This window comes from Nocardiopsis endophytica (assembly GCF_027706725.1).
GTDB lineage: Bacteria > Actinomycetota > Actinomycetes > Streptosporangiales > Streptosporangiaceae > Nocardiopsis_A > Nocardiopsis_A endophytica.
Genome location: NZ_JAQFWQ010000002.1, coordinates 1 through 15,515 on the forward strand (window position 1 = coordinate 1; position 15,515 = coordinate 15,515).

11 protein-coding genes are annotated in these 15,515 nt (G+C 73.1%); 5 read left to right on the forward strand and 6 right to left on the reverse strand.

Annotated features, from left to right (window positions below; all coding sequences use genetic code 11):
• Window positions 1-1,049: 1,049 nt before the first annotated feature.
• Entirely contained in the window at window positions 1,050-1,952 is a 903-nt protein-coding gene (gene rsmA, locus O4J56_RS00780) for a 16S rRNA (adenine(1518)-N(6)/adenine(1519)-N(6))-dimethyltransferase RsmA (RefSeq protein WP_270683076.1), read from the reverse strand.
• A 75-nt stretch (window positions 1,953-2,027) separates the two neighbouring features.
• The gene (locus O4J56_RS00785) at window positions 2,028-3,179 is read right to left on the reverse strand and encodes a ubiquitin-like domain-containing protein (protein WP_456299789.1); all 1,152 of its coding nucleotides are present in this window, start codon (window positions 3,177-3,179) and stop codon (window positions 2,028-2,030) included.
• A 512-nt stretch (window positions 3,180-3,691) separates the two neighbouring features.
• Between O4J56_RS00785 and O4J56_RS00790 the strand changes: the two genes are divergently transcribed.
• Window positions 3,692-4,795 carry a CaiB/BaiF CoA transferase family protein gene (locus tag O4J56_RS00790; RefSeq protein WP_270683077.1) on the forward strand — a complete coding sequence of 368 codons (1,104 nt, stop codon included), beginning with the start codon at window positions 3,692-3,694 and terminating at the stop codon, window positions 4,793-4,795.
• Between the two features lie 97 nt (window positions 4,796-4,892).
• On the opposite strand, the gene O4J56_RS00795 is transcribed toward O4J56_RS00790, so the two are convergent.
• Both O4J56_RS00795 and metG read right to left on the reverse strand, forming a co-directional pair.
• Window positions 4,893-5,819, reverse strand: coding sequence for a TatD family hydrolase (locus O4J56_RS00795; RefSeq protein ID WP_270683078.1), 927 nt, complete (start codon window positions 5,817-5,819; stop codon window positions 4,893-4,895).
• Window positions 5,820-5,971: 152 nt separating this feature from the next.
• Complete coding sequence (gene metG, locus O4J56_RS00800; RefSeq protein ID WP_270683079.1) at window positions 5,972-7,789, reverse strand: methionine--tRNA ligase; 1,818 nt, start codon at window positions 7,787-7,789, stop codon at window positions 5,972-5,974.
• Window positions 7,790-7,945: 156 nt separating this feature from the next.
• Between metG and O4J56_RS00805 the strand changes: the two genes are divergently transcribed.
• Window positions 7,946-8,365 carry a hypothetical protein gene (locus tag O4J56_RS00805; protein ID WP_270683080.1) on the forward strand — a complete coding sequence of 140 codons (420 nt, stop codon included), beginning with the start codon at window positions 7,946-7,948 and terminating at the stop codon, window positions 8,363-8,365.
• Between the two features lie 87 nt (window positions 8,366-8,452).
• The gene (secD, locus tag O4J56_RS00810) at window positions 8,453-11,122 is read left to right on the forward strand and encodes a protein translocase subunit SecD (RefSeq protein ID WP_270683081.1); all 2,670 of its coding nucleotides are present in this window, start codon (window positions 8,453-8,455) and stop codon (window positions 11,120-11,122) included.
• Between the two features lie 136 nt (window positions 11,123-11,258).
• On the opposite strand, the gene rsmI is transcribed toward secD, so the two are convergent.
• Entirely contained in the window at window positions 11,259-12,086 is an 828-nt protein-coding gene (gene rsmI, locus O4J56_RS00815) for a 16S rRNA (cytidine(1402)-2'-O)-methyltransferase (RefSeq protein WP_270683082.1), read from the reverse strand.
• Between the two features lie 163 nt (window positions 12,087-12,249).
• Between rsmI and O4J56_RS00820 the strand changes: the two genes are divergently transcribed.
• Complete coding sequence (locus O4J56_RS00820; protein ID WP_270683083.1) at window positions 12,250-13,884, forward strand: dolichyl-phosphate-mannose--protein mannosyltransferase; 1,635 nt, start codon at window positions 12,250-12,252, stop codon at window positions 13,882-13,884.
• A gap of 361 nt (window positions 13,885-14,245) precedes the next feature.
• Window positions 14,246-14,449, forward strand: a complete 204-nt coding sequence (locus O4J56_RS00825; RefSeq protein WP_270683084.1) for a cold-shock protein — start codon at window positions 14,246-14,248, stop codon at window positions 14,447-14,449.
• Here O4J56_RS00825 and O4J56_RS00830 read toward each other — a convergent pair.
• Window positions 14,446-15,351 (reverse strand): ion transporter, encoded by a 906-nt coding sequence (locus tag O4J56_RS00830; protein WP_270683085.1) that lies wholly within the window; start codon window positions 15,349-15,351, stop codon window positions 14,446-14,448. The two genes, O4J56_RS00825 and O4J56_RS00830, sit on opposite strands and share 4 nt — an antisense overlap.
• Window positions 15,352-15,515 lie beyond the last annotated feature (164 nt).

Sequence of the window (15,515 nt, forward strand, 5' to 3'; positions counted from 1 at the left end):
CGCTAAAACCGGCCCGGTAGGGGCGTTTTCCCCGAGATCAACGAGGAGCGGCACCAGGGGTGCGGGCGCCACGAGCGCGGACGACCACGCACCCACCCCCGGCCGCGCCGCCGCCCAGGCAAGATCCATGAGCGGGGCAGCAGCCGAGCCGTCCCACCCGGACCGCGAGCGACCCATCACCCGGCAGACAGCGCCCGGGAACCACCCCGCTCCCTCCGTCGCCGCCATCAACGGTGACCACCCGCACGCGCCGCGCCCGACAGCGCTGCGGCAAGGGCTGCCGGCCTTTCCTCGTCGCTGCCCCTACCTGGCACTCCGCCGACCTGACGGACGGCCGGGGCCCGGAGCGGGGTACCAGCCCAGCCGCCCGCCGACCCGCACCGCGAGCGACCCGCCACCCGGCAGGCAGGGCCGGGGAACCGCCCCGTTTCTGCCGTCGCCGCCATCAACGGTGACCACCCGCACGCGCCGCGCCCGACAACGCTGCCGCGCGGGCCGCTGGCCTTTCCTCGTCGCTGCCCCTACCTGGCACTCCGCCGACCTGACGGACGGCCGAGGCCCGGAGCGGGGCACCAGCCCAGCCGCCCACCCGCACCGCGAGCGACCCGCCACCCGGCAGGCAGGGCCGGGGAACCGCCCGACTCCGGCCGTCGCCGCCATCAACGGTGACCATGCACACGCCCGGCGGCCGACAACGCTGCCGGAAGGGCCTCTGACCTTTGCCGTCGCTGCCGTTGCGACCTTGCATTCCGGCGGCCCGCCGCCCGGGCAGAGCCCGCAAGCGGGGTACCTGCTGGGCCGACTGGCGACCGGGACACCGAGGGGACCGGCGACCTGCACCACCGCGCGCCCTGGGGTGGGGTGGGCCCGCCAAGCAAGAGCGACCACCCACCCACGGACGGCGGGGATGGAACCCAAACCCGCCCCCAAAGACGCCCCAAGGAAAACGGCCCCCTACCCTCACTTCCCTTCACCGCTGAACACAGCGACCACGCGGCGCGTGGTAGGGATGCCCCCGGGACCGACTCGCGCGGCCTCCGGCGGTCTGGTCAGGCCTCCTTGGGCGGCGCGTGTTCGGCGATCCTGGCGAACTCCTCGATGCCCAGCGCCTCGCCCCTCGCCGTCGGGTCAACGCCCGCGGCCCGCAGGGCCTCCTCCGCGCGCTTGGGTGAGCCCGCCCACGACGACAGGGCCGCGCGCAGGGTCTTGCGGCGCTGGGCGAACGCCGCGTCGATCACGGCGAAGACCTCCCGCCGGTCCACGTCCGCCACCGGAGCCTCCCTGCGCTCCAGCGACACCAGCCCCGAGTCCACGTTGGGCGCGGGCCAGAACACGTTCCGCCCCACCGCCCCGGCCCGGCGCACGTCGGCGTACCAGGCCGCCTTCGCCGACGGCACCCCGTAGGTCCTGCCGCCCGGCGCGGCCGCAAGGCGGTCGGCGACCTCGGCCTGGACCATCACCAGGCCGCGGCGCAGCGACGGCAGCCGCTCCAGCAGGTGCAGCACCACCGGGACCGCGACGTTGTACGGCAGGTTCGCCACCAGCGCGGTCGGCTCAGGGCCGGGCACCTCGGTGATGCGCATCGCGTCGGCGGCGACCACCCGCAGCCGGTCGGCCAGGTCCGGCGCGTGCTCGGCGACGGTCCCCGGCAGCGCCTCGGCCAGTACCGGATCCACCTCGACCGCGGTCACCCCCGCCACGTGCGGCAGCAGGGCCAGGGTGAGCGACCCGAGCCCGGGCCCCACCTCCAGCACGGTGTCGTCGGCCCCGACCCCGGACACCCGGACGATCCGGCGCACGGTCCCGCCGTCGATCACGAAGTTCTGCCCCAGGGTCTTGGTGGGCCGCACGCCGAACCGGTCGGCGAGCCGCCGCACGTCGGCGGGGGTGAGCAGGCGTGCACCGCCGGGGCCGTCAGGGTTCTCAGGGTTCTCGGAGTCGGTCACCCGCATATTTTGCCAGGCGGCGGGGGCGACCGGGGTCGCGGTGCCCGGCCGCCGCTCGCGCCGGAACCCTGCCTGCGCCCCTCAGTCGAACAGGTGGCGGCCGCATTCCGGCCACTGGCTCTGCCAGTTCCCGTCGACCATCTCGTACAGCCTCTGCGCCCGCATCGTCTGCTCGCTCGCCGGGGCCTCCGCCGGGGACCCCGACCCGCCGGCCGACTGCCACGTGGACGGGGAGAACTGGTACAGCCCGTAGTACCCGCCCGCCGAGTTCACCGCCGCGGGGTCGCCGCCGGACTCGCACTGCGCCAGAGCCGACCAGTTCAGGCCGCCGGCCGCCCCTCCTCCGGCGGCCCCGGCGGCGCCGTCCGCCGCATCCGCCTGCCCCGGCTCGGCCGTGCCGACCTCCACGACCCCGTCGACGGGCTCCTCGACGACCTCCTCCTTCAGCACGCGCTCGGTCTCCTCGCCCTCCTCCCGCACCGGGAGCACGGTCACCTTCTTCACCCCGTCCTCCGCCTCCCGGACGGTGCGCTCCTCCCCCTTCTCCAGCTCGTCGGTCTCGCGCTCCTCCGTGTCGGCCTCGATCGGGACCTCCTCGGTCGCCGGCTTCCCCAGGGCCTCCACGACCCGGATCACCGCCCCCTCCTCGACGGCCTCGTCCACCTCCGGTTCGACGATGTCGTGGCCGCCGACGTCGATCCCGTTCTCCGCCAGCACGTCCCCCACCACGGCCTCCGTGGTGGCGACCTCCTTTCGGACGCGGTCGCGCAGGATCACCATCCCCCGGGCCCTCTCGCCGGTGACCTCCAGACCCTCCTCCGGGATGGGCTCCGACCGCTCCTCGGACAGCTCCAGCGGCTCCCCCGACAGCCCGATCTGGTCCAGGGCCTCGCCCACCGTCAGCGCCGTCACCCGGTGCGCCTCCGGCTCCTCCCCGTCGATGGCCACGGTCAGCTCCCGGGCCGAGCGCACCACGACGGCCCCGCCCCGGCCGACCCGCTCGCCGAGCCCCGGCGCCACCGCGTCGCCGTCCCGCAGGCGCACCCCGGCGTCGTCCAGGACCTCCTCGACGGTGGCGGCGTAGGTGTGCACCACGCGCTCCCGGCCGTCCACGTCCAGCAGGACCCGCTGGTCCATCGCGTAGGCGGTCCCGCCGCCCGCCAGCAGCACCGCCGCCGCCCCCGCTCCGACCGCGACCGCCCACCGGGGCATCCCGGCCGGGAGCGCGGGCACCCCGGGAAGCGCGAGGCGGACGGAGCGCAGCGGCGCCGAGCCGCGGCGAGCCCTCCGACGGCCGCCCCGACTCCGCCGCCCTGACCGTGGTGGTGGTTTGCGCACGATTCTTCCGATCCCTTCAAAGACACGTGAAATGACAGCGGACACAAGAGGACAGGGGGAATCCACGCGAAAGAGAAAGGGATCCCCAGGGGCGCCGGCCGCCCGGGAGCGCAGGAGAGAGTGCTCGCCACGAGGGTGCCCGACCTCGGACTCCGCGCGCCCTCCCCAGAGGTCGCCCGCGGAATCGGCGGCGGCCGCACCGCCACTCGGACATTATCATCGCGGCTTTTCCCGTCATGGACATCGACCGAAATCCCGTGCGCGCCGAATCCCTTTTCGGAAGAGCACCCCCTTTTGCGGTGCCCCTGTGCGCGGCGCCTCCCCCGGGGTCCGGGAGTGACCCGCCCCCTCCGGACCGGCACAATGGGGAAACCGAACGAGATTCGAATCCGAGTGGAGGTCGATCGATGGGACCCCTCAAGGGAGTGCGGGTGCTGGAGTTCGCGGGCATCGGCCCCGGCCCCCTGGCCGCCATGCTCCTGGCCGACCTGGGCGCGAGCGTGATCCGGCTGGACCGCCCGCAGGCGGCGCAGGCCTCGGCGGCCGGGGTCCCCGGCCACCTCGACAGCGGCCGCCCGGTCGTCGGCGCCGACCTGAAGACCGAGGAGGGCCTACACACCGCCCGCACCCTGATCGCCTCGGCGGACGTGCTGCTGGAGGGGTTCCGCCCCGGCGTGATGGAGCGGCGCGGTCTGGGCCCCGACGCGTGCGCCGAGATCAACCCGCGCCTGGTCTACGCCCGGATGACCGGCTGGGGCCAGGACGGCCCGCTCGCGCACGTCGCCGGGCACGACATGAACTACATCTCCCTCAACGGCACCCTGCACAGCATCGGCCGCAGGGGCGAGGCCCCGGTCCCCCCGCTCAACCTGGTCGGCGACTTCGGTGGCGGCACCATGCTGGTGGTCACCGGCATCCTCGCCGCCCTCGTGGAGCGCTCCGCCTCCGGGCGCGGGCAGACGGTCGACGCCGCCATGGTCGACGGCAGCGCCTTCCTCATGTCGATGATCTACGAGCAGCGCGAGCGCGGCGGGTGGACCGATGAGCGCGGCGACAACTTCCTCGACACCGGCGCGCCCTGGTACGACGTGTACACCTGCGCCGACGGGCGGCACGTGTCGGTCGCCTGCATCGAGCCGCAGTTCTACGCGGCCTTCCTGCAGGGGATCGGGCTCGCCGACGCCGAGGACCTGCCCGGCCAGTGGGACAAGGAGCGCTGGCCGGAGCTGCGCGAGCGCTTCGCCGCCGTGCTGGCCACCCGCACCCGCGACGAGTGGGGGGAGGTCTTCGGCACCGAGGACGCCTGCGTCCAGCCGGTCCTGTCGATGGCCGAGGCCGCCGACCACCCGCACATCGCCGCGCGCGGCACGGTGGTCCGCAAGAACGGGACGACCTTCCCCGGCCCGGCTCCGCGCTTCGACCGCACGCCGGGCCGCGCGACCCGCGACCCCGAGTACCCCGCTCCGACGGCCGACGAGGCCCTCAAGGAGTGGGGCGTGGAGCTCGGATAGGGCCCCACCCGGCCGCCCCGCGTTGATCTCGGGGATCTGTCCCCTAAAACCGCCCGCGTAGGGGCGTTTTTCCCGAGATCAACGAGGTCTGAGCGGGTCAGGCCTCCAGCTTGAACGCCCTGCGGCCGTTCTCGGCGATCTGCGCCGCCAGCGCGTCCTCGTCCTCGCCGCGCGCCTCGGCCAGGCCGCGCAGCGTGTACGGGATCAGGTACGGGGCGTTCGGCCGCCCCCGGTACGGCTTCGGCGTCAGGAACGGCGCGTCCGTCTCCACCAGCAGCAGCTCCGCCGGGGCCACCGCCGCGGCCTCCCTCAGGTGGTGCGCGGACGCGAACGTCACGTTCCCCGCGAAGCTCATGAAGTAGCCCTGGTCCGCGCACACCTTGGCCATCTCGGCGTCGCCGGAGTAGCAGTGGAACACCACGGTCTCCGGCGCGCCCTCCTCCTCCAGGAGCCGCAGCACGTCCTCGTGGGCGTCCCGGTCGTGGATCATCAGGGCCTTGCCGTGCCGCTTGGCCACGTCGATGTGCCGGCGGAAGGAGTCCTGCTGGGCCGCCTTCCCCTCCTCGCCGGTGCGGAAGTAGTCCAGGCCCGTCTCCCCCACGGCCCGCACCCCGGGCCGCGCGGCCAGCCGGTCGATCTCGGCGACCGCGTCCGCCAGCGCGCGCTCGCCGCCCGCCTCGCGGCGCTTGCCCGCCCAGTCGGTCTCGTCGACCTCGACGCCGGGCGCGCCGTCGCCGTGCACGATGCGCGGCGCCTCGTTGGGGTGCAGCGCCACGGCCGCGTAGACCGACGGGTTCCGCTCGGCCAGGTCGGCCGCCCACCGGGACGACTCCAGGTCGACGCCGACCTGCACCAGCGGGGTCACCCCCACCGCCTCGGCGGCGGCGATGATCGCCTCCGGCTCGGGCTCCTGCATGTCCATGTGGGTGTGGCTGTCGGCGACCGCCACGCGCAGCGGCTCGGGGGCCGGGGGAGGCGTCTGCGCGTTGCGGTTCCGCACGGCCTCTCCACTGCGCTTGCCCATGGGTTCTGCTCCTCGCTCACTGCTCGAACGGCGCGCGCTCTGCGCACGCGCGCGGCGGACCGTCGGGTACAACGGTCCGCCGCCCTCGGTATTCCCGTCGGGATCCCCGCCCGGGGAACGGCCTGGGCCGCCCCTCCCGGCGCGCCCCGCCGCTATCCGGCCTCGGCCTCCAGCCGCGCCAGCTCCTCGTCGACCACGCTCTGGTCCAGCTTGGCGAAGAGCGGCTGCGGCTTGGACAGCGGGGTCCCGGGCACGATCGGCCGGGACTCCCAGACGGCCTCGTCCTCGGCGTAGTCGCCGGTGATCACCGGGTACTCCGAGGCGGCCTCCTCGCCGCCGATCGCGTCGTGCCCGGTGTCGATGCGCGGCATGCCCGACCACTGCCCGGTGCCGCCCAGCATCGCGTGCACCTTGTTGGACGACTCCGGCAGGAACGGCGTCATCAGCGACTTCGCGTCGTCGACGAGCTGCAGCGCCACGTGCAGCACGGTCTTCATCCGCTCCGGGTCGGTCTTCTTCAGCGCCCACGGGGCCTGGTCGGAGATGTACTTGTTGGCCTCGGCGACGGTGCGCATGGCCTCCTGCAGCCCGGCCTTGAACCGGTTGGCGTCCAGGTGCTCGCCGACCGCCGCGAACGAGGCGCGCGAGGCCTCCAGCACCCGGCGGTCCTCGTCGGTGAACTCTCCCGGCTCGGGGATCTCGCCGAAGTTCTTGGCCGCCATGTTCAGCGAGCGGTTGACCAGGTTCCCCCAGGCCGCCACCAGCTCGTCGTTGTTCCGGCGGACGAACTCCGACCAGGTGAAGTCGGTGTCCTGGGTCTCCGGCCCGGCCGCGATGATGTAGTACCGCAGCGCGTCGGCCGAGTAGCGCTCCAGGAAGTCGCGGACGTAGATGACCACGCGCCGCGACGAGGAGAACTTGCGCCCCTCCATGGTGAGGAACTCGCTGGAGACCACCTCGGTGGGCAGGTTCATCCGCCCCAGCGACCCCGGCTCGCCGCCGCGGTCGCCCCCGCCGTTGTAGCCGAGCAGCATCGCCGGCCAGATCTCGGCGTGGAAGACGATGTTGTCCTTGCCCATGAAGTAGTAGGACTCGGCGTCCTCGGCCTGCCAGTAGCGGCGCCAGGCCTCCGGGTCGCCGGTGCGGCGGGCCCACTCGATCGCCGCCGACAGGTAGCCGATGACCGCGTCGAACCACACGTACAGCCGCTTGTTGGCCTGGTCGCTCCAGCCCTCCAGCGGGATCGGCACGCCCCAGTCCAGGTCCCGGCTGATCGCCCGCGGCTGCAGGTCGTCCAGCAGGTTCAGGGAGAACTTGAGCACGTTGGGGCGCCACTGGCCGGACTTGGAGCGCATCCACTCACCCAGCACCTCGGCGAAGGCCGGCAGGTCCAGCATGAAGTGCTCGGTGTCGACGAACTCGGGCGTCTCGCCGTTGATCCGCGAGCGCGGCCCGATCAGGTCGACCGGGTCGAGCTGGTTGCCGCAGTTGTCGCACTGGTCGCCGCGCGCGCCGTCGTAGCCGCAGATGGGGCAGGTGCCCTCGATGTAGCGGTCGGGCAGGGTGCGCCCGGTCGACGGGGACACCGCCCCCTTGGTGGTGCGGGCGAAGATGTAGCCGTTGTCGTAGAGGCCCCGGAACAGCTCCTGCACCACGGCGTAGTGGTTGCCGGTGGTGGTGCGGGTGAACAGGTCGTAGGACAGGCCCAGGGCGACCAGGTCCTCGACGATGATCCTGTTGTAGCGGTCGGCCAGCTCGCGGGCGCTCACGCCCTCCTGGTCGGCCAGCACCTGGATCGGGGTGCCGTGCTCGTCGGTGCCGCTGACCATGAGCACGTCGTGGCCGCGCATTCGCTGGAAGCGCGCGAAGACGTCCGAGGGGACCCCGAACCCGGATACGTGCCCAATGTGGCGCGGCCCGTTGGTGTACGGCCACGCCACCGCGGTCAGGATGTGGCGATTCGACGACATGCCCTCAAGACTAAAGCCCGCGACCCCCCGGCTTCGCCTCGTTTCCTCCGCCGCTCACGCCCCTTCCTCCCCTCCCCGCCCGCGCTTGCGGGGAGCGACACCCGTCCGGGGCGTCGGTAGGGTGGTCGCGATCGCAGTCCGAAGGTGGTGGTCCGGGTGCTCTCACGCGCGCTGGCCGCCTTGCTGTGCGCGGCGCTTCTGCTGGCCGGGGCCCCTGCCGCGGCCGAGGCCGCCTCGCCGATCGGACCCGGGGCGCCCGCGATCCTCCTGCCCCGCGACGGGGTGGAGGTCGCCGCCCCCGGCGGGACCCACCGCCGCGGCGACCGGGTGTGGGCCGAGGACGGCCACCGGTCGGCCGCCGCCCTGCCCGCCGGCAAGGGGGACCACCGCACCCTTCGCGACCTCCCCGAGGTGTACGCGCACGGGGCGCCCGCCCTGCCCGCCCCTCCGGGGCCGTCGGGCGTGGTGCCGCCCCCGCGCGACCAGACCGCCCGGGGCGCCGCCGAGGTCTCGGCGCTGCCCCTGGGCCGCGCTCCCCCTCCCTCCGGCGCGGCCCCCGTCCGTACCGCGGCCTGACCGCGGGCGGCGGGACCGCCGTGCGCCCGGGCCGCGCCGCGCGGCCCGGCGCCTTCAGGGAAGTCCGGAAGTGAGCGAGGGAGTGCATTGTCCACACAAGCGGGAGCGGGCTCGCGCTGGTTGCGCGGGATCATCTCCCTGATCATCGTGCTCGGCGCGTTCGGCGCCGCATGGTTCATTCCGCCGAAGCTGGGGCTCGACCTCAGCGGCGGCACCCAGATCGTGCTGCAGACCCAGGACGGCGAGGACGGCACCGAGGCCGACGCCGAGAACACCGACAAGGTGATCGAGGTGCTGCGCCAGCGCATCGACCGCCTCGGTGTCAGCGAGGCCACGATGTCGCGGTCCGGCGATGACCGGATCATCGTCGAGCTGCCCGGGGTGCAGGACCCGACCGAGGCGGCCGAGATCATCGGCCAGACCGCCCAGCTGACCGTGCACCCCGTGCTCGGCGTCGACGCCTCCCAGGGCGGCGGCATGGGCATGGGCCTGCCCGGCGGGGGCGGCGCCCCGGTACCCGGTGGCGGCGGCGACAGCGCCCGCGCGCCGCAGGACAGCCCCGACGAGGGCTCCGGCGACGGCGGCGGGGAAGACGGCGGCGGCTCTGAGGAGGGCTCCGGCGGCGGAGGGTCCGAGGAGGACTTCTCCCAGTTCGACCAGGGCCAGCAGGGCGGCGGCCAGCAGCCGCAGCAGGACATGTCGGCCCCCGACCCCGACAAGGTCACCGAGACCCTGCCCGACGACCAGGGCCAGATGCTGCAGCTGGGCAAGGCCGTCATCCAGGGTGACCAGATCTCCAGCGCCGAGGCGGTGCTCGACCAGACCACGCAGACGCAGTGGCAGGTCAACGTCAACTTCTCGGGCTCGGGCAAGGACGAGTGGAAGAAGATCACCGGGGACGCGGCCTGCAACCCGCAGGGCTCGCCCCAGCGGCGCATCGCCATCGTCCTGGACGACCAGATCATCTCCGCCCCCGAGGTGACCACCGACACCGCCTGCGACGTCGGCCAGGCCGGCGGCCGCACCACCATCACCAGCTCCACCTTCGACTCGGAGTCGGCCGAGGAGCTGGCGGTGCTGATCGAGGGCGGCTCGCTGCCGCTGCCGGTCACCGAGATCCAGCGCCAGACCGTCGGCCCGACGCTGGGCGCCGACGCCATCAAGGCGAGCTTCATCGCCGGCGCCGTGGGCATCGCGCTGACCGCGCTCTACATCACCGTGGCCTACCGCCTGGTGGGCTTCCTGGCCTCGCTCGCGCTGGCCTGCTACACGCTCATCGCCTACGCGGCTCTGGTGGCGCTGGGGGCCACCCTCACCTTGCCGGGCCTGGCCGGGTTCGTGCTCGCGATCGGCATGGCGATCGACGCCAACGTGCTGATATTCGAGCGCGCCCGCGAGGAGTACCAGCAGCAGAAGCGGGTCTACGAGGCCAACAAGTCCGCCGGGATGGCCGACGCCACCGACGCCGAGACCCAGCAGGCCGAGGCCGGGGTGCTCTCCCGGCGGCGGCGCCGGGCCATCCCGCCGAACCTGCAGAAGGGGTTCGTGCAGGGCACGCAGAAGGCGTGGAGCGCGGTGCTGGACACCAACATCACCACGCTCATCGCCGCCGCCCTGCTGTTCTTCCTGGCCTCGGGCACGGTGCAGGGCTTCGGTGTCACGCTGGGCCTGGGCACCGTCGCCTCGATGGTCTCCGCGCTGGTCATCGCCCGCGTGCTGGTCGAGTGGGCGGTGCGCCGCAAGGTGATCCGCAACCACCCGGCCGTCAGCGGCTTGGGCAAGATCAGCAAGGTCCGCCAGTGGCTGATCGACCGCGACCCGGACCTGATGAAGCGGGGCCGGCTGTGGCTGGCCATCGCCGGACTGATCGTCGCGGCGGCGGTCGTCGGCATGGTGGTGCGCCCGCCCAACTTCGGCGTGGAGTTCACCGGCGGCCGGGTCATGGACTTCACCACCGAGCAGTCCATCAGCGTCACCGAGGCGCGGCAGGTCGTCGCCGACCAGGGCGGCCAGCCCGGTGCGGTGGTGCAGGAGTCCGGTGACGGCGACGTCTCCGTGCGCACCGGCCCGATCGACGACGGCGAGGCCAAGCAGGTCGAGGACGCGCTGGCGGACGCCGCCGGGGGCGCCGAGAAGGTCAGCGACGAGAAGATCGGGCCCAGCCTCGGCAACGAGCTGCGGAACAAGGCGCTGCTGGCGCTGATGGCCGCGCTGGTGCTGCAGATGATCTACCTGGCCTGGCGGTTCCGGTGGTCGTTCGGTGTGGCGGCCATGCTGTCCCTGGCGTTCACACTGATGGTGGTCATCGGCCTGTTCATCTGGCTGGGCAAGCCCATCGACGGGGTGTTCCTCGCCGCCGTGCTGAGCGTCATCGGGTTCTCGGTCAACGACACGGTCGTGGTGTTCGACCGGATACGCGACGAATGGGCGCGGGACAGCGAGTCGAAGTTCTCCCGCATCGCCAACACCGCGATCCTGAACACCATCCCGCGGACGGTGAACACCACCATCGGCGGTGTGTTCATCCTGGCGACGCTGGCCCTGTTCGGCGGCTCCACGCTGCGGGACTTCTCCATCGCGATGCTCGTCGGCCTGGTGACCGGCGTCTTCTCGACGGTGTTCGTGGCCTCGCCGCTGGCGGACTGGCTGCAGCGCTTCGACAAGACCCCGCCGCCGCACGTGGTCAAGGAGAAGAAGGCCAAGCAGCGCAAGGACCAGCGCGTCGCCCGCGAGAAGAGCGACGGGGCCGTGGTCTAGCCCGTCGGGGGGCGGTGGCGCACCCCCCCCCCCCCGCCCGAAGGGGGCGCCCCGGCGCCCGCCCCCGCACGGCCGGACGGGGGCGCCCGTCGGGCGCCCCCTTCCGCTGTTCCGGGCCGGACCTGCCGGCCCGGCGTCAGATCCCGTGCACCGCCGCGTAGACCTCGCGCTTGGGCACGCCCAGCTCGCGGGCGGCCTCCTGGATGGCCTGCTTGCGCGGCACGCCGCGGGCCTCCAGCTCGGCGACGGCCGCCACGTAGTCGTCCGCGCCCAGGGCCTCCCGCTGCTGCGGCGCCCCCTCCACGACCACGGTGATCTCGCCCTTCACCTCGCCCTTGGCCCACTCGGCGAGGTCGACCAGGCCGCCGCGGCGGACCTCCTCGTAGGTCTTGGTCAGCTCCCGGCAGACCGCCGCCCGCCGGTCCCCGCCGAACGCGTGCGCCATCGCCACCAGCGTCGAGGCCAGCCGGTGCGGGCTCTCGAAGAACACCAGGGTGCGGCGCTCGGCGGACAGGTCGCCGAAGTAGCGGTCCTGCCCCTTGCGCGGCGGGAACCCCTCGAAGCAGAAGCGGTCGGTGGGCAGGCCCGACAGCGCCAGCGCCGCGGTCACCGCCGAGGGGCCGGGGATGGCGGTCACCCGCACGCCCGCCTCGGCGCAGGCCGCCACCAGGCGGTAGCCGGGGTCCGACACGCCGGGCATCCCGGCGTCGGTCACCAGCAGCACGTCGTTGCCCGCGCGCAGCTCCTCCAGCAGCTCGGCGGCGCGCTTGGCCTCGTTGGCGTCGTAGTAGGACACGATGCGCGCCCCGGTCCCGCCGCCGGGCCGGATCCCCATCCGCTCGGCGAACCGCCGCAGCCGCCGGGTGTCCTCGGCGGCGATCAGCGAGGCCCCCTCGATGGCGGAGAGAAGCCGCGGCTGGGCGTCCTCCCCGTTGCCGATGGGGATCCCGGCCAGCGTCAGCACACCGGCCCCTCGCGCAGGTGCGGCGCCCCGCGCCGCAGCAGGCCCGTCGGTCACTTATCGCCCCCGGTGTTAGACGCTACGGTTGGCACTGCCCGGTTGGCACTGCCCGACGGCCGCCGGTCCGGCACGGCCACCCGTCCCCGACCCGACTATAAGAGCCGCGATGACCACCACCGCACCGCCCGACGCGGCGGACCCCGCTCCCGCCACCGCCCACGCGCCCGCGCGGCCGCAGCCCCCGATGCCCCGGCCCCAGTGGCCCGGGTGGGCCGCGGCGGTCGCGCTGGCCCTCTTCGCGGGGGTGCTGCGCTTCATCCGCCTCGGGCAGCCGCCCGAGATCTACTTCGACGAGACCTACTACGCCAAGGACGCGTTCTCCCTCTGGCGGTTCGGCTACGAGCACGAGACGCTGGACAACGCCGACGACCTCCTCGCCCAGGGCGTACCCCAGATCTGGTCGGGCGGACCGGACTTCGTGGTGCACCCGCCGGTCGGCAAGTGGATGATCGCCCTGGGCGACCAGCTGTGGGGGCTGCTGCCGTTCGGCACGTCCATGACGCCCGAGGGCTGGCGCGTCGCCTCGGCGTTCATCGGCGCGCTGACGGTGCTGATCATGGTGCGCGTGGCACTGCGCATGACGCGCTCGTGGCTGCTGGCCGCGGCCGCCGGGCTGCTGCTCGCGCTCGACGGGCTGCACTTCACCATGAGCCGCCTGGCGATGGTGGACGTCTTCGTGACCTTCTGGGTGCTGGCCGCCTTCGCCTGCCTCCTGGTCGACCGCGACCGGATGCGGGACCGGCTGGCCGCATCCCCCGGGGCGGCGTGGCTGGGCGTGCGCTGGTGGCGGCTGGCCGCCGGGCTGTGCCTGGGCCTGGCCGTGGGCACCAAGTGGAACGCCCTGTTCTTCATGGCCGCCTTCGGGCTGCTCACCGTGGCCTGGGACTACGGCGCGCGGCGCAGCGCCGGGCAGAGCCGCGGCGGCGGCCTGCGGGACCTGCGCCTCAGGTGGCTTCTCTTCGACGCGATCCCGGCCTTCGTGCAGACCGTGGTCGTGGGGGCCGTGGTCTACGTGGCGTCCTGGGCGGGCTGGTTCGCCTCGTCCGGCGCCTACGACCGGCAGTGGGGCGCCGAGAACGCCGGCGCGGGCGTCTCCCGTCTCCCCGACCAGCTGGAGGGGCCGGTCAACGCGCTGCGGGGCCTGATCCACTACCACGCGCAGATGATGGAGTTCCACAGCGGCCTGTCCGAGCCGCACGACTACGCGTCGCAGCCCTGGGACTGGCTCATCATGCGCGTCCCGGTGGCGTTCTTCTACGACGGGGAGTCCGGGGGCTGCGGCACCGAGAAGTGCTCCACCGCCATTCTGAGCATCGGCACCCCGGCGCTGTGGTGGATCGGGCTGGTCGCGCTGGCGGTCATGCTCGGCTGGTGGCTCACCTACCGGGACTGGCGCGCGGGCGCGGTGCTGCTGTGCGTGGCCGCCGGGTGGCTGCCCTGGTTCGCCTATCCCGACCGCACCATGTTCGTCTTCTATGCCCTTCCGTTCCTGCCGTTCGTCGTGCTGGCCATCGTGCTGATGCTGGGGCTGGCCATGGGCGACGGCGAGAAGGGCGCCGCCTATCTTCCCGCCCGGCGGGCGATGGGCGGTGTGCTGTTCGGCGTGGTGCTGCTGCTCGTGATCGCGAACTTCGCATTCCTGTACCCGGTCCTCAGTGCCGAGACGATCCCCTATGACCAGTGGGCCCAGCGGATGTGGTTCGACACCTGGATCTTCGGCAGCGGCGGCGGCTCCGGCTGACCGGCCCGCGGCCCCTGCGCGGCGCCCCCGCGGCCCCCGGCGGGGGCGGCGGGGGCGCCGCACTGCGAGCCGCAGTGTGAACGGCGGGAGGCCGGGCGACAGGGGAGAAATCAACGTCCGGCGAACGGTGAAAATTCCATTTCGCGGCTCGGGATTTTCACACGGAAAGGTCTCGGCAACCCGGGGGGCGACTGGTAGTGTCTGGTCCCGGTTGCGGATGCGGTTTCCACGGTAGCTTAGGCGCCTCGCGGAACTTCGCGCGGGCGCCGGTCGTTTGGGCAGGAGACTCCCCGGGGACGGGCGCCCAGCAACCCGGGACCAGCAGGGTGCGGTCCCGATGTAGTCCCCAAAGGGAGAGCAAATGGCTCAGGGCACCGTGAAGTGGTTCAACTCTGAGAAGGGTTTCGGGTTCATCGCCGTCGAGGGCGGCGGCCCGGACGTGTTCGTGCACTACTCGGCGATCGCGGGTACCGGCTTCCGGAACCTGGAAGAGAACCAGTCGGTCGAGTTCGAGATCACCCAGGGGCCGAAGGGGCCGCAGGCCTCCAACGTGAAGGCGCTCTAAGGGCTCCCCAACGCTCCTGAACTCGGCCCTTCGCCCGGTCCCCGGGCGGAGGGCTTTCGCGTGCGCTCCGGCCCCGCCCCGTCCGGCCCCGCCCCCGCCTCGCCCACCTGCGCCCGCAGCAGCGCCACCTGCGCGGTGAGCGCGTCCAGGCGGTCCATCACCGCCTCGTGCTGCTCCTGCTCCAGCTCCTGGTCCTCGCGCCAGCGCTCGGCGTTGACCTCCTGCTCCAGCGCGGTCACGATCACGCCGATGACCAGGTTGAGGATGATGAAGGTGGTCGCCACCAGGTAGCCGACGAAGAACACCCAGGCGGCCGGGTGGGCGGCCATCACCACCTCGGCGACGTCCGGCCAGTTCTCCGTGGTCATCACCATGAACAAGGTGAACAGCGAGGTGCCCAGGTCGCCGAAGTACTCCGGTGCGGTGGCGCCGAACAGCTTCTCCCCCAGCACCGCCGCGGTGTAGACGATGATCAGCAGCAGGCCGATCACCGTGCCCATCCCCGGCACCGCGCGGAAGAGCGCGCTCACGATCTGGCGCATCTGCGGGACCACGCTGACCAGGCGCAGGATGCGCAGGATCCGCAGCAGGCGCAGCACCGAGAACCCGGCCGAGGCCGGCACCAGCGCCACGCCCACCACGAACAGGTCGAACCAGTTCCACGGGTCCCGGAAGAAGCGTGCGCCCCGGGCGTACATCTTGAGCAGCAGCTCGGCGGCGAACAGGCCGACGAAGGTCATCTCGGCCAGCCGGAAGTAGGCGCCCCACGCGCGCAGGAGCGCCTCGTAGGTCTCCAGCCCCAGGGTGACGGCGTTGAGGAGGATGAGGACGATCACGGTGTTGCGGAACCAGCCGGCGTCCACGGTCTCCACCGCGCGCCCGCGCAGCGTCGGCTCGCTCACCTGTCACTCCCCCGCCCCGAAGCACCCGCGTGCGGCCTCCCCGAACGGCTCCCCACCTTAACCCTCCGGTGCGGGTTCGGCAGGATACGGGCGGATGAGAGGGACCATAAGGACGATTCCGGACTGCCCGGGACGGGTCGGGCGTGATGCGGGCACGGGGGTGC

Excerpts from the sequence above, each read along its gene's own strand:
- rsmA (WP_270683076.1), bottom strand. The coding sequence starts at position 1,952 with ATGCGGGTGACCGACTCCGAGAACCCTGAGAACCCTGACGGCCCCGGC.
- O4J56_RS00790 (WP_270683077.1), top strand. The coding sequence starts at position 3,692 with ATGGGACCCCTCAAGGGAGTGCGGGTGCTGGAGTTCGCGGGCATCGGC.
- O4J56_RS00795 (WP_270683078.1), bottom strand. The coding sequence starts at position 5,819 with ATGGGCAAGCGCAGTGGAGAGGCCGTGCGGAACCGCAACGCGCAGACG.
- metG (WP_270683079.1), bottom strand. The coding sequence starts at position 7,789 with ATGTCGTCGAATCGCCACATCCTGACCGCGGTGGCGTGGCCGTACACC.
- O4J56_RS00820 (WP_270683083.1), top strand. The coding sequence starts at position 12,250 with ATGACCACCACCGCACCGCCCGACGCGGCGGACCCCGCTCCCGCCACC.
- O4J56_RS00825 (WP_270683084.1), top strand. The coding sequence starts at position 14,246 with ATGGCTCAGGGCACCGTGAAGTGGTTCAACTCTGAGAAGGGTTTCGGG.